Origin of the sequence: Streptomyces flaveolus (assembly GCF_014648815.1) — a bacterium.
Taxonomy (GTDB): Bacteria; Actinomycetota; Actinomycetes; order Streptomycetales; family Streptomycetaceae; genus Streptomyces; species Streptomyces flaveolus.
The window spans coordinates 239,264-260,680 of record NZ_BMRV01000008.1 but is presented as its reverse complement, the minus strand read 5'-3'; the positions used below and the strand labels follow the sequence as shown (position 1 = coordinate 260,680).

Below are 21,417 nucleotides of genomic sequence, written 5' to 3'. Positions count from 1 at the left end.
CTTCGTTGCCGTATCACTCGCTCCCCCTCGCCAGCTGTCCGGCGGCCGGGGTCGGCCCGCCGCCCTTGTAGGTGACCCGCCACAGGGCCGACTTGGAGTCGGAGGTGAAGAAGCCGCGGCCGTAGTCGAGGACGTACAGCGCGCCGTCCGGGCCGAACTTCCAGCCCATCAGGTTCTTGATGCCGTCGTTGCCGACCGGCACGATCTTCTTCAGCGACTCCGCGTGCACCGGCAGACCGCCGTCGCCCTGCGTCTTCGGGTCCATCAGCACCGCGTTGCGCGGCTGGTCGGCGTCGTAGAAGTCGCCGACGAACCACTTGCCGTCCCAGTAGGCCGGCCACTTGGTGGCGCTCGTGCTCGCCGCGTCGTAGCGGTAGACCGGGCCGTTCATCGCGGCCTGGCCGCCGCCCTTGAGCCAGGGCAGCTGGTAGGTGGCCTCGTCCTGTTCGTACGACGGGATGCCGTTCTCGTCGCGCGGGAAGTCGGGGCCGCCGCCCTGCGGCGAGTACCAGATGTTGTTGCCGGTCACCGGCGGCAGGTTGACCAGGCCGTCGTTGTTCGGCGACTCGTTCTTCGGGTGGTCGCAGTCGTACCAGCCCAGCGGCTTCGACGGGTCCGGCAGGTTCCGGTCCCGGTACGGCTGCTTGTTGCCCATGCAGTACGGCCAGCCCCGGTTGCTCGCCTTGGTGATCACGGCGAACGTGTCGTACTTCGCCGGGCCCCACGTCGGCGACGGGGCGCCCGCGTCCGGGCCGACCCAGCCCGCGTAGAGGGTGTCGGTCAACTTGTCGACAAAGATGCGTGCCGGGTTGCGCACGCCCATCACGTAGATCTCGCCGCGCGTCTTGCCGCCGCCCTCGGCGGTCTCCTTGCCGGTGAACAGGTTGCCCTCGGGGAGCGTGTACGTCCCGTCCGGCTCCGGGTGGATGCGCAGGATCTTGCCGTTGAGGTTGTTGGTGTTGCCGGCGGTGCGGCGCGCGTCCGCGAAGGACACGCCCTTGAAGTTGGGCTCCGGGTTGTTGCCCGAGTAACCGCCGCTGAAGCCGCTGGAGTTGTTGTCACCGGTGGCGATGTACAGGTTCCCCTTGGAGTCCCAGGCCATCCCGCCGCCCGCGTGGCAGCAGCTGTGGATCTGCACCGGCCACTTCAGCAGCACCTTCTCGCTGCCCAGGTCCAGCTTGTTCGTCGCCCGGTCGAGCGTGAAGCGGGAGACGCGCCGCTCGGCCATGTGCGTGTCCCGGTTGATCCCGGCGTGCGGCGTGTAGTGCAGGTACACCCACCCGTTCTCCTCGAACCCCGGGTCCAGTTCGATGCCGAGCAGGCCCTCCTCGACCTTGACGAGCTCGTCGCCGCCGCCCTTGTTGCCGAAGACGGTCAGCTCACCGGCGAGCGTGACCTTCTTGGTCTTCGGGTCCCAGACGTGGATCTGGCCCTTGCCCTTGCCGATGTCGGGGTTGTTCCAGTCCGTGATCACGGGCTGGGACGAATCCGCACCGCCGCGGCCGATGTAGAGCACCCGGCCGTCGGGCGCGGTGACCAGTCCGTGCGGCTCGCCGATCTGGTCGTTCTGGCCCGGCTGGTTGGGCTGGGTCAGCCGCTCGGCCTGGTAGTTGCCGGTGATGGTCGCCTTGCAGTCGGCCTGCACCAGCCGGGTCGTCCACAGCAGGGCGCCGCGCAGATGGGCGCGGAAGTCGGTCTCGTCGTACGACGACACCGTGCCGCCCATACCGGTGTAGAAGGACCGCCCGCCGTCGTAGTCCCGGCACCAGCTGACCGGGTGGTCCCACCCGTTGGCGCTCGCGCCGGGCCGGTACGTCGACTCGCGCACCCGGGCGACCGTGTGCACCTCGCCGGACGGGTTCTTCTGCCAGTTGAACCACTGGTCGGGCCGCTTCCACTGCACCGGCAGGTCCTTGGTGGCCGGATGGTTCCGGTCACCCACCTCGACGGTGGCCCGCTGGACACCCGCCGGGCTGGACGCGGCAGGCCGCGCGCCGACCAGACCGGTGAACCAGTCCGAGTACGGCTCGGCGCGGGCCGCGTCGTGGATGCCGACGAAACCGCCGCCGGCCTCCATGTACGCCTCCAGGCCCGCCTCCTGGTCCGGATCGAGGACGTCACCGCCCCCGGTCAGGAACACGATCGCGTTGAAGCGGCCGAGCTTCCTCTCGTTCGTGAAGACCGAGGCGTCGTCCGTGGCCTCGACCTTGAAGCGTTCCCTCGTGGGGCCGGACAGCCCGATCCGCTCGATCGCCGCGATCCCGGCGTTCACCACCGGCGACTCGTCGCCGGCCGCGGCGGATCCGTAGAAGACCAGGACGCGTACGTTGGCGCCGCCCGGTGGCGACGTGATCGACATCGTTGTCAGAGACGGATCCGGCGCCGGCCGCGCGCTGGCGGCAGGGCCGGACAGGAGTCCGGCGGCGACGAATCCGGCGGTCGCGAACGCCGCCCAACTCTTTCTTCTCGCGCTCAACCCTCGTAAGTGCATGGGCACCTCCTCGGTCACGGCAGCAGCGCCAAGGAAGTTAGACCTCTTTGCGCGATTCGCCAATAGGTATCACCGGGATGGATCGAACTTTGTCCTGAGTGTGGATAAACAGAGCGGGGCCCGGTACCGTCGCACCGGCTCATCACAGCTACGTCTGAGCAAATTCCGTACCAGTGTGGGGAGTTCGGCATGGACAGACGCGGCTTCAACCGCCGGGTGCTGCTGGGCGGCGCCGCCGCCGCGACATCGTTGTCGGCGGCCTCGGGGGCGGCAGGCGCCGCCGACCGGTCGCAGGCGGTGCAGGCGGTGCAGGCGGCGACGGCACCGGCCGGCGGCGAGGTGAAGCGCATCAAGCTGTACGCCGAGAAGCTGCCCGACGGGCAGATGGGGTACGGCCTGGAGAAGGGCAAGGCCACGATCCCCGGGCCGCTGATCGAACTCAACGAGGGCGACACGCTGCACATCGAGTTCACCAACACCATGGACGTGGCGGCGAGTCTGCACGTCCACGGGCTCGACTACGAGATCTCCAGCGACGGCACGAAGATGAACCGGAGCGACGTCGAGCCCGGCGGCACCCGCACCTACACCTGGCGCACCCACCTGCCCGGCCGCCGCAAGGACGGCACCTGGCGGTCGGGCAGCGCGGGCTACTGGCACTACCACGACCACGTCGTCGGCACCGAACACGGCACCGGCGGCATCCGCAACGGCCTCTACGGCCCGGTCGTCGTGCGCCGCAAGGGCGACGTGCTGCCGGACGCCACGCACACCATCGTCTTCAACGACATGCGGATCAACAACCGTGCCCCGCACACGGGTCCCGACTTCGAGGCCACCGTGGGCGACCGCGTCGAGTTCGTGATGATCACGCACGGCGAGTACTACCACACGTTCCACATGCACGGTCACCGCTGGGCCGACAACCGCACCGGCATGCTCACCGGGCCGGAGGACCCCAGCCGGGTCGTCGACAACAAGATCGTCGGCCCGGCGGACTCCTTCGGCTTCCAGGTGATCGCGGGGGAGGGGGTCGGTGCCGGGGCGTGGATGTACCACTGCCACGTACAGAGCCACTCCGACATGGGGATGGTGGGGCTGTTCCTGGTGAAGAAGACGGACGGCACGATCCCCGGGTACGACCCGCACGAGCACGGCCAGACGGCCGAGGAGGCGCCGGAGCACGAGCACTGACGCCCTCTCCCGCCCGGCGACCTGCCGCTATCCTGAGCGGCAGTCGCCGAGGAGGAGCCCGTGACCGAGACCGCGCCGCGTCCCACGCTGGAGGCCGTGGCCGCGCGGGCCGGGGTCTCACGGGCCACCGTCTCCCGCGTGGTCAACGGGGCGCACGGGGTGCGCGACGCGCTGGCCGAGCGGGTCCGGCGCGCGGTGGAGGAGCTCGGCTACGTCCCCAACCAGGCGGCGCGCAGCCTGGTGACGAAACGTCACGACGCCGTCGCCGTCGTCGCCGCCGAACCGGAGACCCGGGTCTTCACCGACCCTTACTTCGCCCAGCAGCTCCGCGGGATCAGCAAGGAGCTGACCGCCCACGACAACCAGCTCGTCCTGCTGCTCACCGAGGGCCGCGAGGACCACGCCCGCGTCGGCCGCTACCTGGCCGGCGGGCATGTCGACGGCGCCCTCGTCTTCTCCCTCCACCTCGACGACCCGCTGCCCGGCCTCGTCCGCCGTGCCGGGGTGCCGACCGTCTTCGGCGGCCGGCCCGGCTGGGACGACGGCCGGGACGACGTGGTCTACGTGGACAGCGACAACCGCGGCGGCGCCCGCGAGGCCGTACGCCACCTGGCCGCCCTCGGCCGCACCCGCATCGCGCACATCGCCGGCCCGCTCGACCAGACCTCCGCCGCCGACCGGCTCGCCGGCTTCCGGGACGTCCGCGCGGACGCCGGCCCGGGGCTGATCGCGCACGGGGACTTCACGCCGGGCGGCGGTGAGCTCGCGATGCGCGAACTGCTGGACCGGCGCCCGGACCTGGACGCCGTGTTCGCGGCCAACGACCTCACCGCGGCGGGCGCCCTGAGGGTGCTGCGCGAGCGGGGACGGCGAGTGCCGGACGACGTGGCCGTGGTCGGCTTCGACGACATGCTGCCCGTCGCCGAGCAGACCGACCCCCCGCTGACCACGGTCCGCCAGGACATCGAGGGCATGGGCCGCCTGATGGCCCGCCTGCTGCTGCGCGGCCTGGACCGCGGGGCGGCGGGGGACGGCGACGGGGAAACCGCGGCCGGCGGCTCTGCACCTGTGTCCCGGGACCACGGCGCGGGAGCCGTGTCGGGCACGGCCTCCGGGGTGATCCTGCCGACCACCCTGGTCCGTCGCGCCTCCGCCTGAGCCCGCCGGACCGGACGCGTCGCTCTGCCCTCCGGGACTCATCCCTCCCGCGGCGCCGGCCTGAGCACCGCGAACCGGGCGCCGTACGGGTCGGCGAGCCGGGCGAGGCGCCCGACCCCCTCGATGTCCGTCGCGGGCATCCGTACCGTGCCGCCCAGCTCCCCGGCCCGCGCGACCGTGGCGTCCGCGTCGGCGACCGCGAAGTACGGCAGCCAGTGGGCGTCCGTCTCCAGCGCGTCGTCGGCGAGCGGAACGACGCCGCCGAACATGCTCTCCTCGCCCTCCCCGGCCGGGTTCACGCACGTGTACGTCCCGGCGCCGGGGAACGGTACCGCGGAGGTCTCCAGCCCCAGCACCGTGTGGTAGTACGCGGCGGCGGCCGCGATGTCCGGCGTGTACAGCTCGACCCAGCACAGCGCACCGGTCTCGCCGGCCACGCCCAGGCCGCCGAGCCGCCCCGGCTGCCAGACGCCGAACGGCACCTGCGCGCGGTCGGCGAGGATCGCCATGGTGCCCTGGCCCATCACGTCCATCGGCCGCATGAGCACACCGCCGTGGGCCCGTTCGGAGGCCTCGGCGGTGGCCTCGGCGTCAGGGGTCTGGAAGTACACCGTCCAGGACGGCGGTCCCTGCTCCGGCGTGGTCTGCATACCCCCGGCCACGATCCGGCCGTCCAGCTCGAAGAAGCCGTAGCCCCCGGCCTCGGGCCCCGCCGACCGGAACCCCCAGCCGAAGAGGCCGCCGTAGAACGACGTGGCGCCGTCGATGTCGGACGTGCCGACGTCGATCCAGTTCGGAGCGCCGGTGACAAAACGGGTGGTGAGCATCATTGCCCTCCTCGGAAGGGTCCCGTTGCCTGCACTGCCGAGTCTTCCACCGACCACTGACAACCGCTTCCGCGCGCCGCCGTGCGCGCCCGCCCGTGCCGGGGAGACCATCGGGAGGCCGACCGGGTAGGTCCGCCGAGGCGGTCGCGGACCCGGCGGACCGGCGTTGATCCCGCGTTGATCGAATGTTTTTCGCCACCGGGCACGATCCTGCCCATGCACATCGACACGATCCCGACGCCCGACCTGACCTGGCAGCAGGAGGCGTTGTGCGCACAGACCGGGGCGGACTTCTTCTTCCCCGAGCCCGGAAGCTCCGTACGCGACGCCAAGCGGATCTGCGCCCTGTGCCCGATCCGCTCGGCCTGCCTGGAGTACGCACTGACCCACGACGAGCGCTTCGGCGTCTGGGGCGGACTGTCGGAGAAAGAACGGCAGGCACTGCGGCGCACCTCGCGGTGAACCCGGACGGCCGGGACCTCGCCCGCCGCTGCCTCGCAGTGCCGCGCCCGCCCCGGCAGGACGGTCAGCCCGCCGCGCGGGCCGCCATCCGGGCCTTGCGGGCCGCCAGCTTCTCGTCGAACTTGGCGGCCTCCGCGTCCAGGCCGCCCATGTACAGCCCGAGCTCCTCCTGGGCCTGCCGGCCCTCGGGGCCGAGGCCGTCGATCTCCATGATCTTCAGGAAGCGCAGCACGGGCTGGATCACGTCGTCGTGGTGGATGCGCAGGTTGTAGACCTCGCCGATCGCCATCTGCGCGGCGGCCCGCTCGAAGCCGGGCATGCCGTGGCCGGGCATCCGGAAGTTCACGACCACGTCCCGCACCGCCTGCATCGTCAGGTCGGGCGCGAGCTCGAAGGCGGCCTTGAGCAGGTTCCGGTAGAAGATCATGTGCAGGTTCTCGTCGGCCGCGATGCGGGCCAGCATGCGGTCGCAGACCGGGTCACCGGACTGGTGGCCGGTGTTGCGGTGCGAGATGCGGGTGGCCAGCTCCTGGAAGGCGACGTACGCCACCGAGTGCAGCATCGAGTGCCGGTTGTCCGACTCGAAGCCCTCGCTCATGTGGGCCATGCGGAACTGCTCCAGCTTGTCCGGGTCGACGGCGCGCGAGGCGAGCAGGTAGTCGCGCATCACGATGCCGTGCCGGCCCTCCTCGGCGGTCCAGCGGTGCACCCAGGTGCCCCAGGCGCCGTCGCGGCCGAACAGGCTGGCGATCTCGTGGTGGTAGCTGGGCAGGTTGTCCTCGGTGAGGAGGTTCACCACGAGGGCGATCCGGCCGATCTCGGTGACCTTGGACTGGTCCTTCTCCCAGGCCTCGCCGTCCTCGAAGAGCCCGGGGAAGTTGCGGCCGTCGCTCCACGGCACGTACTCGTGCGGCATCCAGTCCTTGGCGACCTTCAGATGCCGGTTGAGTTCGTTCTCGACCACTTCCTCCAGGGCGTACAGCAGCCGGGCGTCGGTCCAAGCGGCGGAGGTGCCGAGGTGCGGGGAAGTGATCGTCACGGGTACTCCAGGGGACGTGCGACAGAGCGGAAGGTGGTCCGGCGAGCGGTGCCGGGAACCTACGGGATCGTAGGCTACGAAACCGTAGGTTACGAGACCGTAGGTTAAACGCACTGTAAAGGCCGCTGATCAGCCACCGTCGACCGGGGCGTGGCGCGCACCGAACCCGCAGGTCTGAGCCGAACGGGTGGCGCGCGGAGGGGCGCCGATGGGCCATCATGCAATGCGCGCCCGCGCGAAAGGAACCCCCGTCGGCGCCCGGCGGCGCGTCAGGGGGCTCCTTCCCGGCGGCGGGCGTCTCCCTCAGCCGGCCCGCTGTTCCGTGCCGGCGTCCCGCGTGATGTCCCGCAGCTCGCCTCCCCCCAGCAGCAGCCGGCGCGTGATGCCGAGGGAATCCAGGAACGGCATGTCGTGGCTGGCCACGATCAGCGCCCCCTCGTACGACTCCAGGGCCGTGGTGAGCTGCCGGACGCTCGCCATGTCCAGGTTGTTCGTCGGCTCGTCCAGCAGGAGCAGCTGGGGCGCGGGCTCGGCCAGCATCAGGGCGGCCAGGGTGGCCCGGAAGCGCTCGCCGCCGGACAGCGTCGCCGCCTGCTGGTCGGCCCGGGCGCCCCGGAACAGGAAGCGGGCCAGCCGCGCCCGGATCCGGTTGTTGGTCACCCCCGGCGAGAACCGGGCCACGTTCTCGGCGACGGTCAGCGCGTCGTCGAGGACGTCGAGGCGCTGGGGCAGGAACCGCAGCGGGACGTGCGCGGTGGCCTCGCCCGACACCGGATCCAGCTCCCCGGCGATCGTGCGCAGCAGCGTGGTCTTGCCCGCGCCGTTGCGCCCGGTCAGCGCGATCCGCTCGGGACCGTGCAGATCGAGACCGCCCGCCACGCGCGCGCCGTGCACGAGTTCCAGATCCCGCAGGGTGAGCACGGAGCGGCCCGGCGGGACGGCCGTGTACGGCAGGTCGACGCGGATCTCGTCGTCGTCCCGCACGGCCTCCACCGCGTCGTCGAGCCGTTCCTTCGCCTCGGCGAGCTTCTCCTCGTGCATGATGCGGTACTTCCCGGCGGACTCCTGGGCGGTGCGCTTGCGCAGCTTCATCACCGCCCGGGGCTCGCGCTTGGTGTCGTACATCTTCTGTCCGTACCGCTTGCGCCGGGCCAGGACGACATGGGCATCGGACAGTTCGCGCTTCTGCTTGCGCAGGTCGGCCTCGGCGACGCGCACCATGCGCTCGGCCGCCTCCTGCTCGACGGCCAGGGCCTCCTCGTACGCCGAGAAGTTGCCCCCGTACCGGGTGATGCCGCCGGCGCGCAGGTCGGCGATCTGGTCGACGAGGTCGAGGAGCTCACGGTCGTGACTGACCACGATCATCACCCCCGGCCAGGAGGCGACGGCCGCGTACAGCCGCCTGCGGGCGTACAGGTCGAGGTTGTTGGTCGGTTCGTCCAGCAGCAGGACGTCCGGCCGGCGCAGCAGCAGGGCCGCCAGCCGGAGCAGAACGGACTCGCCGCCGGACACCTCGCCGATGGTCCGGTCCAGCGCCACATGGCCGAGGCCGAGCTCGCCGAGCGTGGCGAGGGCGCGCTCCTCGACGTCCCAGTCGTCGCCGACGGTCTCGAAGTGCTCCTCGGCCACGTCGCCGGCCTCGATGGCGTGCAGCGCGGCCCGCTGCGCGGCGATGCCGAGCGCCTCGTCGACCCGCAGGCCGGTGTCGAGCGTGACGTTCTGCGGGAGGCAGCCCACCTCGCCGGCCACCCGGACGGCGCCGTCGGTGGGGACGAGCTGCCCGGCGATCAGCTTCAACAGGGTGGACTTACCCGACCCGTTGAGCCCGACGAGCCCGGTCCGGCCGGGGCCGAACGCGGTGTCGAGCCCTTCGAAGACGGAGGTGCCGTCGGCCCAGGCGAAGGAGAGGGCCGTACAGGTGATGGATGCAGACATACAGGGTCTCCGCGGTTGCTTGATGCGGTCAGGGGCAAACGCGTATCGAGACACCGGGAGCGGCGACCGCCGTCGGGCGAGGGAAGGAGGAGTCCGCGGGACGGCGGGGCATGGAAAAGCCCTGTTCCGCTAGGGACGGCTCGAACGCCGAGGTCGCACGCGACGTGCACCCACATCGGTGGGCGACGCGGTGTCTCAGAACCTCAGACGAGCAACGTCCTTCTCCGATCGGCGGCAACAGAAGCGTTGTACACCGTAGGAGTGCCGGTCCGGGGTGTCAACGCCTTATCGCGGATCCGGTCTCACGGCCCCAAGGAGGCCCCGTGCCCAACGGCTCACTCTCACTGCCGGCCCGGCTCTGCCTGCTGGCCTGGGACCCCGCACGGCCCGGGGGCGCCGACACCGCGCGGCTGCAGCACCTGGTGCGCGCCGGCGCCCTCACCGAACTCGCCCGGCGCGGACTGCTCACCGACGACGACGGCATCGCCACCCCCGTCGACCTGGACTCCCGCACCGGCGACGCCGTCCTCGACGGGCTGCTGGACCTCGTCCGCGAGTCCATGCCGCGCCGCTGGCGGGCGTGGGTGCGCTCGTACGCGCGGGTCACCTTCGACGCCGTCCGGGAACAGCTGGTGGCCGACGGCTACCTGCGGGCCGAGAAGAAGCGGGTGCTCGGGGTGTTCCCCTCCGTGGACCACGTCCTGGCCCGGGGCGCCGCGGCACAGGCGCTGCGCGAGGAGACGCGGGCGGCCCTCGACGGTCCGCTGCCGGCCGGCGAGCTCTCCGAGCGGGACGCGATCGTCGCCGCCCTGGCGGCCGCGGCCGAGCTGCGTGCCCTCGGGCCCGTGGGGGACCGGGCGCGCAGGGAGGGACGGATCGAGGAGCTGACCGCGCGCGGCGCGACGGCGGCAGCCGGCCTGGAGAAGGTCCTGCGGGAGGTGCGGGCGGCGCTGAGCGCGGAGACGGCGCGCGCGGTGGCCTCGGCGGGCGGCTGACCGGCACCCGCCGGGACCGGCCGGACGCACGCCCCTGCCGGACTCCCTCAGCCGCGTGCCGCGCGCCGGCGGATCGGCCGGCCGCCCGCGGCGGTCCGTCGACGCGGCGGCGGGGCGTCCGGTCCGGCGGGCGGCCCGCTCAGCAGGTGCCCCGCATCAGCTCCGCCAGGTCGTGGTCCAGGTCCAGTTGCAGATGCTCCAGGCCCACTGGCACCAGCTCGCCGGTGGCCTGGAGGAATTGGCGCAGTTCGCCGGAACGGACGTGGACGACGGCGGTGCCCTCCGGGGCGTGGAACTCCAGCACGGTGCGGTCGTACCCGTACGGCCGCACCCGGACGTCACCGTGGCCGTCGGGTTCCCGCATCCCGGTGATGAGCAGCTCGCGGGAGAAGGTCCAGCAGACCTCCACGCCCTCCAGGGTGGCCGGGGCCGGGAAGGTCATGCGGACGGCGAACGGGTCGCTGCGGTCGTAGTGCAGCGTGGCGGGAATGCTCGGCATACGCGGCGCGGCGGCGACGAGACGCGCCTCGACGGGCTGCTCGATGACGGTGGACAACGCCTTGCTCCCTCGTGACGGCTGGGCGGGCTTCCGGGGTGGTACGGGCCGGGCACTGGAAGAGACGACGGAATCAGCCGATCCGTGCACACGGTGTGCGAGTGACCTCTGTCACCGCCTTCATGCACGCGAGTGACATGACTCTCCTCGGGTGCCGCACAAGGCACTTGCGGCCGACGCGCCACGCGCGCCCTCCGCCAGGAGGCGCCGGGAGCGCGGGGCCGGGTGTTTGTCCGTAACGTGGGTATCCGTTCGCTGAACGTGAGAGGAAGTGAGCGGACATGCCACGCGGTTCGAGCTCCAAGCGGGAGCGGCAGTACGAACACATCAAGGAGAGCGCCGAGGACCGTGGCGAGAGCACCGGCCGGGCCAAGGAGATCGCGGCCCGGACGGTGAACAAGGAGCGCGCCCGGTCCGGCGAGTCGAAGACCGCCAGTCGTACGTCCACGCAGGACAAGTCGCCGAGCAAGCGCGGCGGACAGCGCTCCGGGTCGCGGCAGGGCTCCCAGGGCCCCACCTACGACCAGCTGTACCAGGAGGCCAAGCGCCGTGACATCAGCGGCCGTTCGAACATGAACAAGGGCGAGCTGCAGCGTGCGCTCGGCAAGTGAGCCGCACCGGCCCTAGCCGAGCGTCTCCCGGTACCGCTCCAGCGCCGGGGCCGTCTTCGTGGCGATGAACTCGGTGATGCGGTACGCGCACACGCCCGCCTCGACGAAGGGGTCGCCCGCGGTGATCTCCTCGATCCGCGCCCGGTTCTCCGCGACGGCGATGATCACTCCGCCGTCGCGGGGTTCCTTGCGCCCGGACGCGAGGAACACGCCCTGCTCGTACAGGGATTCGAGCCACACCACATGGTCCGGCAGCACGGCGTCGACGGCTTCGAGCGGGGCGGTGTAGGACAGCTCCAGTACGAACATGATCGCGAGCCTACTCCGGCGGTCCCGTAGGCTTGCGGCCACCATGACGACCGTGACCGCGCAGACCCCCGCCGACTGGCCGGGGACCGAGGAAGAGGCCCGCGCCGTCCAGGACGAACTGCGGGCCCGCGTGGTGCTCGACGAGCCGGGACCGCCTCCCGGAACGGGTCGCGTGACCGGGGTGGACGTCGCCTACGACGACGAACGGGACGTCGTCGCGGCGGCCGCCGTCGTCCTCGACGCGGCGACCCTGGCGGTGGTCGCGGAGGTCACCGCCGTCGGGCGGATCTCCTTCCCCTACGTGCCCGGCCTGCTCGCCTTCCGGGAGATCCCCACCGTCCTCGCCGCCCTTGACGCGTTGCCCTGCCCGCCCGGCCTGGTCGTCTGCGACGGCTACGGGCTGGCCCACCCGCGCCGCTTCGGCCTCGCCAGCCACCTGGGCGTGCTCACCGGACTGCCTTCGATCGGCGTCGCCAAGAACCCGTTCGCCTTCACCCACGACGACCCGGGCGCACGGCGCGGCAGCGCGGCCCCGTTGCTCGCCGGGACCGAGGAGGTCGGGCGCGCGCTGCGGACCCGTGACGGGGTCAAGCCGGTCTTCGTCTCGGTCGGCCATCGCGTGAGCCTGGACAACGCCTGCGCGCACACGCTGGCGCTGACCCCCGCCTACCGTCTGCCGGAGACGACCCGCAGGGCGGACGCCCTGTGCCGCGCGGCCCTGCGGGACGCCGTCCGCGCGGAGTGACGCCTGTCTGCAGACACGCCTGAGTATCCGTACGGATGTGCGTTGTCAGTGGGGGGCGGCAGGCTGAGCGCATGACGACACACCGCACCCCCGAGCCCTCCGCCCACCCGCCCCGGCTCACCGAACGGGCGGTGACCGCGGGGCTGGCGCTCGCCGTGACGGCCGGGGCGGCCTGGATCGGCGGCATGATCTACACGATCGCCGGGTGGTCGGGGTAGACCGCTCCGAACCGGCCTCCGAGACGACCGGCCCCGGCGACCGGTCCCGGCAGGGCTGAGCCGGCGACCGGCCCCGGCGGGACGGCTCCCGAGCCCGGCGACCGGACCTCGCGGGGCTGGGAGGGCAGCCGGACCTCGGCGGGGTCGAGATGGCAGCGGGCTCCGGCGACCGGTCCCGGCGGGGCTGACCCGGCGACCGGACGCGGCGGGCCGAGGCGGCTGCCGAGCCCGGCGACCGGACCCCGGCGGGGCTGAGAGGGCAGCGGGTCCCGGCGACCGGAGTCGGCGGGGCTGATACGGCGGGCAGCCCCGGCGGGCCGAGGCGGCAGCCGAGCCCGACGACCGGCCCCGGCGGGCCGAGGCACTGCCGGGACCGGGGTTCGGGCGTCAGCGGGTGGCGGCCACTCGGAAGGTGATGCCCGCCGCCCGCAGGCGCTCGGTGAGCGCGTCGCCCATCGCCACCGCCGTCGTGACCTGGCCGGCGGTCTGCGGCAGGTCGTCGACGGCGAGGGACAGCGCCGCCTCGGCGAACATCTTCGCCGTCTCGTCGTACCCGGGATCACCTCCCGCGACCTCGGTGAACACCCGCCGGCCACCGCCCTCGCCCACGAAGCGGACCCGGAACCAGCTCCTGGCACGCTTCTGGGGGCTCGGCCCGTCACCGGGCTCGAGCAGGCCGGACAGCCGGCGCCGTACCGGCGGAACCTGCGCCGCCGCCACCAGCGCGCCCACCGCCGCCACCCCGCCCACCGCGACGGGCAGATGCCGGACGGCCGCGTAGTGCCGGTAGCGGAAGTCGGGACCGTACCGGTCGAGCGCCTTGGCGGAACGCCGCACGATCTGCGGATCGACCGTCGGCAGCGGCAGCGCCCAGGCCCCCACCTCCCCGGCGTACCGCGGCGCGCCCGTCGGGGTCACCGCCCGGCGGCCCACCAGCCGCGGTTCGTGCCGGCGCCGCTCCCGCGCCGCGGCCTGCATCTGCCGGCCGCGCGCGAACTGGCCGAGCGCGGAGGCGAACGTCCCGCCGGAGAAGGTGGCGTCGGCGGTCACGAAACCGTCCACGGTCAGCGGCACGCCCTCCGGCAGCTGCCGCACCGTGAAGTACACGCCCAGGTCGTGCGGTACGGAGTCGAAGCCGCACGCGTGCACCAGCCGCGCACCGGTCTCCCGCGCGCGGGCGTCGTGCCGCACGTACATGAGGTCCACGAACTCGGGCTCGCCCGTCAGGTCCAGGTAGTCCGCGCCGGTGTCCGCGCAGGCGGCGACGAGTCCCTCGCCGTACTGGACGTACGGGCCCACCGTCGAGGCGACCACGCGCGCCTGCTCGGCGAGCGCCCGCAGGGAGGCCGGGTCGGACACGTCCGCCCGCAGCATGCCGACCTCGGTACCGCCGGGCAGCCGCCCGGCGAGCCGCCGCAGCTTCACCTCGTCGCGGCCGGCGATCGCCCAGCGCAGTCCCTCGGGCGCGTGCGCGGCGAGGTACTCCGCGGTGAGCGCGCCGACGAAACCCGTCGCCCCGAAGAGCACGATGTCGTACGGCCGGTCCGTCCTGTTCAGCCTGCTCATGACACTCCTTCGCCACCGTTCGGCGTCCCGTCGGCGCCCCTCGGCGGCCGCGTCGGCAACCCCTGGGCCCACAGCACGCGCCGTCGCCGGTGGCTGAGGCTAGCGTGAGGAGTGCCGAGCCCGGCGACGAGCCTGCCCCATAATTGGCTAAGCGCTTGCTCGTCAGGTCTTGTGCCGAGTGGAACACGTTCTTAGCATCGCTGGTGTTACATCAGTAGTGTCACAGAGCTGGGGGCTCGATGACAGAGGCGAAGACGCCGGGTGACGGCCCGCTCAGCGGCGTGCGCGTGGTCGAACTGGCCGCGATCGGCCCCGGGCCCTTCGCCGCCATGCTCCTGGCCGACCTCGGCGCCGACGTCGTCCGCGTCGACCGGCCCGGCGGCCCCGGCCTCGCGATCGACCCCGCCCTCGACGTCACCAACCGCAACAAGCGCTCGGTGATCGTCGACCTCAAGTCGCCCGACGGCCCGGCCCGCGTCCTCGACCTCGCCGAACGCACCGACGTCCTGATCGAGGGCTACCGCCCCGGCGTCGCCGAGCGACTCGGCATCGGCCCGGAGCCCTGCCACGCCCGCAACCCCCGCCTCGTCTACGGCCGCATGACCGGCTGGGGCCAGGACGGCCCCCTCGCCCAGCGCGCCGGCCACGACGTCGGGTACATCGCGCTCACCGGCACCCTCGGCATGATCGGCGCCCCCGACGGGCCGCCGGCCGTCCCGGCCAACCTGCTCGGCGACTACGCGGGCGGCTCCCTCTACCTGGTCGTCGGCATCCTCGCCGCCCTGCACCACGCCCGCGCCACCGGCACCGGCCAGGTCGTCGACGCCGCCATCGTGGACGGCGCCGCCCACCTCTCGGCGATGATCCACGGCATGCTCGGCGCCGGCGCCTGGCAGGACCGACGCGGCACCAACCTCTTCGACGGCGGCGCCCCCTTCTACGGCACCTACGAGACGGCCGACGGCCGGTACATGGCGGTCGGCGCCCTGGAGCCGCAGTTCTACGCCGAGTTCATGGAGCGCCTCGGCGTCCCGGGCGAGGTGCCCGCCCGCGAGGACATGGCCCGCTGGGGCGAGCTGCGCGAGGCGATCGCCACCCGCTTCAAGGCCCGCACCCGGGACGAGTGGACGGCCCTCTTCACGGACTCCGACGCCTGTGTGGCCCCCGTCCTGTCGCTGCGCGAGGCCCCGCACCACCCGCACCTCGCCGCCCGCGGCACCTTCACCGACCACGGCGGCATCACCCAGCCGGCCCCCGCGCCCCGCTTCTCGGCGACCCCCACCGCCGTCCGCACCGGCCCCGCCCGGCCGGGCGCCGACGCGGAGGCCGTCGCCCGCGACTGGGACCTGCCCCGTACCCCTCAGCCGAACAGCCCTGCGAAGAACCCTCAGTGAAAGGCCTGCCAGTGACCACCGAAGCGTACGTGTACGACGCGATCCGCACCCCGCGCGGACGCGGCAAGGCGAACGGCGCCCTGCACGGCACGAAGCCCGTCGACCTGGTCGTCGGCCTCATCCACGAGATCCGCGCCCGGTTCCCGGGCCTCGACCCGGCCGCCGTCGACGACATCGTCCTCGGCGTCGTCGGACCGGTCGGCGACCAGGGCTCCGACATCGCCCGCATCGCCGCCATCGCCGCCGGACTCCCCGACACCGTGGCCGGCGTCCAGGAGAACCGCTTCTGTGCCTCCGGTCTGGAGGCCATCAACATGGCGGCCATGAAGGTCCGTTCCGGCTGGGAGGACCTGGTCCTCGCGGGCGGCGTCGAGTCCATGTCCCGGGTGCCGATGGCCTCGGACGGCGGCGCCTGGTTCAACGACCCGATGACCAACCTCGCCACCAACTTCGTCCCCCAGGGCATCGGCGCCGACCTGATCGCCACCATCGAGGGCTTCTCCCGCCGCGACGTCGACGAGTACGCGGCCCTCTCCCAGGAGCGGGCGGCCACGGCGTGGAAGGAGGGCCGCTTCGAGCGGTCCGTCGTGCCGGTGAAGGACCGCGCCGGCCTCACCGTCCTCGACCACGACGAGCACCTGCGCCCCGGCACCACCGCGGACTCCCTCGGAAAGCTCAAGCCCTCCTTCGCCGACATCGGCGAACTCGGCGGCTTCGACGCCGTGGCGCTGCAGAAGTACCACTGGGTGGAGAAGATCGACCACGTCCACCACGCGGGCAACTCCTCCGGCATCGTGGACGGCGCCTCCCTCGTCGCCATCGGCTCCAAGGAGGTCGGCGACCGCTACGGGCTCACCCCGCGCGCGCGGATCGTCTCCGCCGCCGTGTCCGGTTCCGAGCCCACCATCATGCTCACCGGACCCGCCCCCGCCACCCGCAAGGCCCTCGCCAAGGCCGGGCTGACCATCGACGACATCGACCTCGTCGAGATCAACGAGGCGTTCGCGGCGGTCGTCCTGCGCTTCGTCAAGGACATGGGACTGTCCCTGGACAAGGTCAACGTCAACGGCGGCGCCATCGCCCTCGGTCACCCGCTCGGCGCCACCGGCGCCATCATCCTCGGCACGCTCGTCGACGAACTCGAGCGCCAGGACAAGCGGTACGGCCTCGCCACCCTGTGCGTGGGCGGCGGCATGGGCATCGCCACCATCGTCGAGCGCATCTGACCCCCTCCCGACGGATCACCTGGAGCACCTCCTCATGACCACCGAGTCCACCACCATCCGCTGGGAGCAGGACGACACCGGCGTCGTCACCCTCGTCATCGACGACCCCGACCAGTCTGCGAACACCATGAACCAGGCGTTCCGCGCGTCCCTCGCGGCCGTCACCGACCGTCTGGAGGCCGAGAAGGACGCGATCCGCGGCGTCATCGTCACCTCCGCCAAGAAGACCTTCTTCGCCGGCGGCGACCTGCGCGACCTGATCCGCGTCACCCCGGAGACCGCGCAGGACCTCTTCGACGGCGGCATGGCGATCAAGCGCGACCTGCGCCGCATCGAGACCCTCGGCAAGCCCGTCGTCGCCGCGATGAACGGCGCGGCCCTCGGCGGCGGTTACGAGATCGCCCTCGCCTGCCACCACCGCGTCGCCCTCGACGCGCCCGGCTCCAAGATCGGCTGCCCCGAGGTCACCCTCGGCCTGCTCCCCGGAGGCGGCGGCGTCGTCCGCACCGTCCGGATGCTGGGCATCACCGACGCGCTGCTGAAGGTCCTCCTCCAAGGCACCCAGTACACCCCGCGCCGCGCCCTGGAGAACGGCCTGGTCGACGAGGTCGCCGACAGCCGCGAGGACATGCTCGCCAAGGCCCGCGCCTTCATCGACGCCCACCCGGAGTCGACCCAGCCCTGGGACAGGCCCGGCTACCGCATCCCCGGCGGCACCCCCGCCCACCCGAAGTTCGCCGCCAACCTGCCCGCCTTCCCGGCCAACCTGCGCAAGCAGACGAACGGCGCCCCCTACCCGGCGCCGCGCAACATCATGGCCGCCGCCGTCGAGGGCTCCCAGGTCGACTTCGAGACCGCCCAGGTCATCGAGGCCCGCTACTTCGTCGAGCTGGCCGCCGGTCAGACCGCGAAGAACATGATCCAGGCGTTCTTCTTCGACCTCCAGGCGGTCAACTCCGGCGCCAACCGCCCGAAGAACATCGAGCCGCGCCAGGTCCGCAGGGTCGCCGTCCTGGGCGCCGGGATGATGGGCGCCGGCATCGCCTACTCGTGTGCCCGCGCGGGCATCGACGTGGTGCTGAAGGACGTCTCGCTGGAGGCGGCGCTCAAGGGCAAGGGCTACTCCGAGAAGCTGTGCGCCAAGGCCGTCGCCAGGGGACGGACGACGCAGGAGAAGGCCGACGCGCTGCTCGCCCGGATCACCCCGACCGCCGAGGCCGCCGACCTGGCGGGCTGCGACGCGGTGATCGAGGCGGTGTTCGAGGACACCTCGCTCAAGCACAAGGTGTTCCAGGAGATCCAGAACGTCGTCGCTCCCGACGCGCTGCTCTGCTCCAACACCTCGACGCTGCCCATCACGGCGCTGGCCGAGGGCGTGGAGCGGCAGGGCGACTTCATCGGTCTGCACTTCTTCTCGCCGGTCGACAAGATGCCGCTGGTGGAGATCATCAAGGGTGAGCGGACCGGCGACGAGGCCCTGGCCCGTGCCTTCGACCTGGTCCGGCAGATCAAGAAGACGCCGATCGTCGTCAACGACTCGCGCGGCTTCTTCACCTCGCGGGTCATCGGCCACTTCATCAACGAGGGCGTGGCCATGGTCGGCGAGGGCGTCGAGCCCGCGTCCGTCGAGCAGGCGGCGGCCCAGGCCGGCTACCCGGCCAAGGTGCTCTCCCTGATGGACGAGCTCACGCTCACCCTCCCGCGGAAGATCCGCAACGAGACGAAGCGGGCCGTGGAGGAGTCCGGCGGCACTTGGACCGCGCACCCCGCCGAGGCCGTCATCGACCGCATGGTGGACGAGTTCCAGCGCCCCGGCCGCAGCGGCGGTGCCGGGTTCTACGAGTACGGCGAGGACGGGAAGCGCGCCGGGCTGTGGCCGGGACTGCGCGAGCACTTCACGAAGCCCGGGTACGAGATCCCGTTCCGCGACATGCAGGAGCGGATGCTGTTCTCCGAGGCGCTGGACACCGTCCGCCTCCTGGAGGAGGGCGTGCTCACCTCCGTCGCGGACGCCAACATCGGCTCCATCTTCGGCATCGGCTTCCCCGGCTGGACCGGTGGCGTCCTCCAGTACATCAACGGCTACGAGGGAGGCCTGCCCGGCTTCGTGGCCCGCGCGCGCGAGCTGGCCGAGCGCTACGGCGACCGGTTCACGCCCCCCGCGCTGCTCGTGGAGAAGGCGGAGAAGGGGGAGGTCTTCACCGACGGCCGCTGACGGCGACCTCCCACCGGCGGCGAGCGACTGGGGCCCCTCAGCACTCGCCGTCGGTGTCGAGCCACTCCCGCAGCTCGTCCCGCAGCGATCGCTGGAAGGTGGTCAGCAGCGCCTGCACCACGATCGGGTGCATGTGGGCGGACAGGGACCGCACGTCCCGCGCGTCGCGCTCGGCGACCGCGTCGCGCAGCAGCCGCGACAGGTCGCGCGCGGCGGCGCGGGAGTGTTCGAGCAGAGCCGTGCGCGCGGCGAGGACCGTCTCGGGGGACAGGGGTACGTCGAGCAGCTCGACGCCGAGCCGGAGCAGCCCCGCGTCGACGCGGTAGGCGTCCGCGCCGCCCGCCTCGCCGTCCCGCACGACGATGTCCATCTCCGCCAGCCGGTCCACCTCCTCGTCGGTCAGCGGCCGCCCGGCCCGCCGGCCCAGCTCCTCGCGCGTGACCCGCTCCACCGTCTGAGGCGCCCAGGAGGCCACCACCGCACGGTGCAGCGCGAGGTCGTGGGCGGTCAGGTCCGGCGGCAGCCGCTTCAGATACCGCTCGATCGCGGCCAGCGTCATGCCCTGGTGCTGAAGCTCCTCGATCAGCGCCAGCCGGGCCAGGTGCTCCCGGCCGTAGTGCCCGACCCGCCGCGGGCCGATCACCGGCGGCGGCAGCAGACCCTTGGTGCCGTAGAAACGGACCGTGCGCACCGTGACGCCGGTCCGCGCGGCCAGCTCGTCGATGGTGAGGGTCGGCTCCCCGGTGTCGCTCGTCGTCATGTGCAGCAGTATCGCTGTCTCACCAACGCTGTGACACCTCATGGGCCCCACGTGAAGGCGTCCGGCGGGTCCTGTGAGAAGTCACGCTGTGTGACATGAGCCACCGCATGCGAACGCAGGGTCGTGGGAAGGTGCTGCCTTGGTCTGTGCCGCGAAGGGTGGTGCGGGCCTAGTCACTGTACGGACGACCCGGGTGTACCCCGCCCGGGCGCACCAGAGAGTGGAACCACCCGTGAGCAAGGACGCCGTCGACACGGCACAGGCCGCCGCCCATCCCCAGGCGGCCGGGACACCCGCGGACGCGGGCGACGCCGGTTACAGCAAGGACCTCAAGGCCCGCCACGTCAACATGATCGCCATCGGCGGCGCGATCGGCACCGGCCTCTTCCTCGGCGCCGGCGGACGGCTGCGCGACGCGGGCCCGGCGCTCGCCATCGCCTATCTCGTCTGCGGCGTCTTCGCCTTCTTCGTCGTCAGGGCGCTCGGCGAGCTCGTGCTCTACCGGCCCTCCTCCGGGTCCTTCGTGTCGTACGCGCGCGAGTTCCTCGGCGAGAAGGGCGCCTACGTCGCCGGCTGGATGTACTTCCTGAACTGGTCGACCACCGGCATCGCCGACATCACCGCGATCGCGCTGTACACGCACTACTGGAGCCTGTTCACGAGCATCCCGCAATGGGTGCTCGCCCTGGCCGCCCTCGCGGTGGTCCTGGCCGTGAACCTCATCTCGGTGAAGATCTTCGGCGAGATGGAGTTCTGGTTCGCGATCATCAAGGTCGCCACCCTGGTCGGCTTCATGCTGATCGGCATCTTCCTGCTGGCCACCCAGCACGACGTCGGCGGCTACACCCCCGGCGTCAGCATGATCACCGACCACGGCGGCATCCTCCCGCACGGGGTGATGCCCGTGGTGCTCGTCATGCAGGGCGTGATCTTCGCGTACGCGGCCCTGGAACTGGTCGGCGTCGCCGCGGGCGAGACCGCCGAGCCCGAGAAGGTCGTCCCGCGCGCGGTGAACTCGATCATGTGGCGCGTCGCCCTCTTCTACGTCGGCTCGGTCGTCCTGCTGGCCCTGCTGCTGCCCGGCTCGCTCTACTCCGGCGACGAGAGCCCCTTCGTGACCGTCCTGTCCAAGGTCGGCGTCCCGGCGGCCGGTGACGTGATGAACCTCGTCGTCCTCACCGCGGCGATGTCCTCCCTGAACTCCGGCCTGTACTCCACCGGCCGCATCCTGCGCTCCATGGCGATGGCGGGGTCCGCGCCCAAGTTCACCCGCGTGATGAGCCGCAGCCAGGTCCCCTACGGCGGCATCCTGCTGACCTGCGGCATCTGTGTGCTCGGCGTGGGCCTGAACTACCTGATGCCGAGCAAGGCCTTCGAGATCGTGCTGAACGTCGCCTCCCTCGGCATCATCAGCACCTGGGTGATCATCATGATCTGCCACCTGGTCTTCGTCCGCCGCGCCCGCGCCGGCCTGGTCACCCGCCCGCACTTCCGCCTGCCCGGCAGCCCGGTCACGGAGATCGTCACGATCGCCTTCCTCGTGGCGGTGCTCTGCTTGATGGGCAACGATCCCGAGATCGGCCGCTGGACCCTCCTGCTGATCCCGGTGATCGCGCTGATGCTGGTCGTCGGCTGGTTCGGCGTCCGCCGCCGGGTGGCGCTCAACGCCGACCAGGAGCTCAGCCGGCTGAGCGGCTAGCGGACCGGGGCCGCTGT

Annotated in this window: 19 protein-coding genes; 11 read left to right on the top strand and 8 right to left on the bottom strand. The window is 72.1% G+C overall.

The window, feature by feature from the left end; translation table 11 throughout:
- Nucleotides 1-13: 13 nt before the first annotated feature.
- Nucleotides 14-2,491, bottom strand: a complete 2,478-nt coding sequence (locus tag IEZ05_RS20685; RefSeq protein ID WP_189231751.1) for a ThuA domain-containing protein — start codon at nucleotides 2,489-2,491, stop codon at nucleotides 14-16.
- 189 nt (nucleotides 2,492-2,680) lie between these two features.
- Here IEZ05_RS20685 and IEZ05_RS20680 point away from each other — a divergent pair, with 189 nt between their 5' ends.
- Together IEZ05_RS20680 and IEZ05_RS20675 are read left to right on the top strand one after the other, a co-directional pair.
- A complete protein-coding gene (locus IEZ05_RS20680) occupies nucleotides 2,681-3,685 on the top strand; it encodes a multicopper oxidase domain-containing protein (protein WP_189231660.1) in 1,005 nt (334 codons plus the stop codon).
- A 60-nt stretch (nucleotides 3,686-3,745) separates the two neighbouring features.
- Nucleotides 3,746-4,843 carry a LacI family DNA-binding transcriptional regulator gene (locus IEZ05_RS20675; protein WP_189231659.1) on the top strand — a complete coding sequence of 366 codons (1,098 nt, stop codon included), beginning with the start codon at nucleotides 3,746-3,748 and terminating at the stop codon, nucleotides 4,841-4,843.
- A 38-nt stretch (nucleotides 4,844-4,881) separates the two neighbouring features.
- On the opposite strand, the gene IEZ05_RS20670 is transcribed toward IEZ05_RS20675, so the two are convergent.
- Entirely contained in the window at nucleotides 4,882-5,670 is a 789-nt protein-coding gene (locus tag IEZ05_RS20670) for a VOC family protein (protein WP_189231750.1), read from the bottom strand.
- A 216-nt stretch (nucleotides 5,671-5,886) separates the two neighbouring features.
- Here IEZ05_RS20670 and IEZ05_RS20665 point away from each other — a divergent pair, with 216 nt between their 5' ends.
- Complete coding sequence (locus IEZ05_RS20665; protein ID WP_189231658.1) at nucleotides 5,887-6,132, top strand: WhiB family transcriptional regulator; 246 nt, start codon at nucleotides 5,887-5,889, stop codon at nucleotides 6,130-6,132.
- Between the two features lie 64 nt (nucleotides 6,133-6,196).
- On the opposite strand, the gene IEZ05_RS20660 is transcribed toward IEZ05_RS20665, so the two are convergent.
- On the bottom strand, nucleotides 6,197-7,171 hold the full coding sequence (locus tag IEZ05_RS20660) for an acyl-ACP desaturase (protein WP_189231657.1): 975 nt from the start codon (nucleotides 7,169-7,171) through the stop codon (nucleotides 6,197-6,199).
- Nucleotides 7,172-7,474: 303 nt separating this feature from the next.
- On the bottom strand, nucleotides 7,475-9,106 hold the full coding sequence (locus IEZ05_RS20655; RefSeq protein WP_189231656.1) for an ABC-F family ATP-binding cassette domain-containing protein: 1,632 nt from the start codon (nucleotides 9,104-9,106) through the stop codon (nucleotides 7,475-7,477).
- A 323-nt stretch (nucleotides 9,107-9,429) separates the two neighbouring features.
- On the opposite strand from IEZ05_RS20655, the gene IEZ05_RS20650 reads away from it, so the two are divergent.
- Nucleotides 9,430-10,101, top strand: a complete 672-nt coding sequence (locus tag IEZ05_RS20650) for a GOLPH3/VPS74 family protein (RefSeq protein ID WP_189231655.1) — start codon at nucleotides 9,430-9,432, stop codon at nucleotides 10,099-10,101.
- 139 nt (nucleotides 10,102-10,240) lie between these two features.
- On the opposite strand, the gene ssgD is transcribed toward IEZ05_RS20650, so the two are convergent.
- A complete protein-coding gene (gene ssgD, locus IEZ05_RS20645) occupies nucleotides 10,241-10,657 on the bottom strand; it encodes a spore wall synthesis regulator SsgD (RefSeq protein WP_189231654.1) in 417 nt (138 codons plus the stop codon).
- A 281-nt stretch (nucleotides 10,658-10,938) separates the two neighbouring features.
- Between ssgD and IEZ05_RS20640 the strand changes: the two genes are divergently transcribed.
- The gene (locus tag IEZ05_RS20640; RefSeq protein ID WP_189231653.1) at nucleotides 10,939-11,268 is read left to right on the top strand and encodes a plasmid stabilization protein; all 330 of its coding nucleotides are present in this window, start codon (nucleotides 10,939-10,941) and stop codon (nucleotides 11,266-11,268) included.
- A 12-nt stretch (nucleotides 11,269-11,280) separates the two neighbouring features.
- Here IEZ05_RS20640 and IEZ05_RS20635 read toward each other — a convergent pair whose 3' ends face one another.
- Nucleotides 11,281-11,577 (bottom strand): YciI family protein, encoded by a 297-nt coding sequence (locus tag IEZ05_RS20635; protein ID WP_189231652.1) that lies wholly within the window; start codon nucleotides 11,575-11,577, stop codon nucleotides 11,281-11,283.
- Nucleotides 11,578-11,620: 43 nt separating this feature from the next.
- On the opposite strand from IEZ05_RS20635, the gene IEZ05_RS20630 reads away from it, so the two are divergent.
- Together IEZ05_RS20630 and mmpA are read left to right on the top strand one after the other, a co-directional pair.
- Nucleotides 11,621-12,322, top strand: a complete 702-nt coding sequence (locus tag IEZ05_RS20630) for an endonuclease V (RefSeq protein WP_189231651.1) — start codon at nucleotides 11,621-11,623, stop codon at nucleotides 12,320-12,322.
- A 71-nt stretch (nucleotides 12,323-12,393) separates the two neighbouring features.
- A complete protein-coding gene (gene mmpA / locus IEZ05_RS20625; RefSeq protein ID WP_189231650.1) occupies nucleotides 12,394-12,540 on the top strand; it encodes a morphogenic membrane protein MmpA in 147 nt (48 codons plus the stop codon).
- Nucleotides 12,541-12,927: 387 nt separating this feature from the next.
- On the opposite strand, the gene IEZ05_RS20620 is transcribed toward mmpA, so the two are convergent.
- Nucleotides 12,928-14,106, bottom strand: coding sequence for a saccharopine dehydrogenase family protein (locus IEZ05_RS20620; protein ID WP_189231649.1), 1,179 nt, complete (start codon nucleotides 14,104-14,106; stop codon nucleotides 12,928-12,930).
- A gap of 239 nt (nucleotides 14,107-14,345) precedes the next feature.
- Here IEZ05_RS20620 and IEZ05_RS20615 point away from each other — a divergent pair, with 239 nt between their 5' ends.
- Genes IEZ05_RS20615 through IEZ05_RS20605 form a run of 3 tightly spaced genes read left to right on the top strand, consistent with a single transcriptional unit; the run spans nucleotide 14,346 to nucleotide 18,941 of the window.
- A complete protein-coding gene (locus IEZ05_RS20615) occupies nucleotides 14,346-15,500 on the top strand; it encodes a CaiB/BaiF CoA transferase family protein (RefSeq protein WP_189231648.1) in 1,155 nt (384 codons plus the stop codon).
- Nucleotides 15,501-15,511: 11 nt separating this feature from the next.
- Nucleotides 15,512-16,726: an acetyl-CoA C-acetyltransferase gene (locus IEZ05_RS20610; protein WP_189231647.1), complete on the top strand. Its 1,215-nt coding sequence runs from the start codon at nucleotides 15,512-15,514 to the stop codon at nucleotides 16,724-16,726.
- A 34-nt stretch (nucleotides 16,727-16,760) separates the two neighbouring features.
- A complete protein-coding gene (locus IEZ05_RS20605; protein ID WP_189231646.1) occupies nucleotides 16,761-18,941 on the top strand; it encodes a 3-hydroxyacyl-CoA dehydrogenase NAD-binding domain-containing protein in 2,181 nt (726 codons plus the stop codon).
- A gap of 37 nt (nucleotides 18,942-18,978) precedes the next feature.
- On the opposite strand, the gene IEZ05_RS20600 is transcribed toward IEZ05_RS20605, so the two are convergent.
- The gene (locus IEZ05_RS20600) at nucleotides 18,979-19,701 is read right to left on the bottom strand and encodes a MerR family transcriptional regulator (protein WP_189231645.1); all 723 of its coding nucleotides are present in this window, start codon (nucleotides 19,699-19,701) and stop codon (nucleotides 18,979-18,981) included.
- A gap of 232 nt (nucleotides 19,702-19,933) precedes the next feature.
- Between IEZ05_RS20600 and IEZ05_RS20595 the strand changes: the two genes are divergently transcribed.
- Nucleotides 19,934-21,400 (top strand): amino acid permease, encoded by a 1,467-nt coding sequence (locus tag IEZ05_RS20595; protein WP_189231644.1) that lies wholly within the window; start codon nucleotides 19,934-19,936, stop codon nucleotides 21,398-21,400.
- Nucleotides 21,401-21,417: the final 17 nt, after the last annotated feature.

Coding starts and splice junctions, on each gene's coding strand:
- IEZ05_RS20635 (WP_189231652.1), bottom strand. CDS start 11,577: ATGTTCGTACTGGAGCTGTCCTACACCGCCCCGCTCGAAGCCGTCGAC.
- IEZ05_RS20665 (WP_189231658.1), top strand. CDS start 5,887: ATGCACATCGACACGATCCCGACGCCCGACCTGACCTGGCAGCAGGAG.
- IEZ05_RS20640 (WP_189231653.1), top strand. CDS start 10,939: ATGCCACGCGGTTCGAGCTCCAAGCGGGAGCGGCAGTACGAACACATC.
- IEZ05_RS20600 (WP_189231645.1), bottom strand. CDS start 19,701: ATGACGACGAGCGACACCGGGGAGCCGACCCTCACCATCGACGAGCTG.
- IEZ05_RS20630 (WP_189231651.1), top strand. CDS start 11,621: ATGACGACCGTGACCGCGCAGACCCCCGCCGACTGGCCGGGGACCGAG.
- IEZ05_RS20615 (WP_189231648.1), top strand. CDS start 14,346: ATGACAGAGGCGAAGACGCCGGGTGACGGCCCGCTCAGCGGCGTGCGC.
- IEZ05_RS20620 (WP_189231649.1), bottom strand. CDS start 14,106: ATGAGCAGGCTGAACAGGACGGACCGGCCGTACGACATCGTGCTCTTC.
- IEZ05_RS20655 (WP_189231656.1), bottom strand. CDS start 9,106: ATGTCTGCATCCATCACCTGTACGGCCCTCTCCTTCGCCTGGGCCGAC.
- IEZ05_RS20605 (WP_189231646.1), top strand. CDS start 16,761: ATGACCACCGAGTCCACCACCATCCGCTGGGAGCAGGACGACACCGGC.
- IEZ05_RS20680 (WP_189231660.1), top strand. CDS start 2,681: ATGGACAGACGCGGCTTCAACCGCCGGGTGCTGCTGGGCGGCGCCGCC.
- IEZ05_RS20670 (WP_189231750.1), bottom strand. CDS start 5,670: ATGCTCACCACCCGTTTTGTCACCGGCGCTCCGAACTGGATCGACGTC.
- IEZ05_RS20685 (WP_189231751.1), bottom strand. CDS start 2,491: ATGCACTTACGAGGGTTGAGCGCGAGAAGAAAGAGTTGGGCGGCGTTC.
- mmpA (WP_189231650.1), top strand. CDS start 12,394: ATGACGACACACCGCACCCCCGAGCCCTCCGCCCACCCGCCCCGGCTC.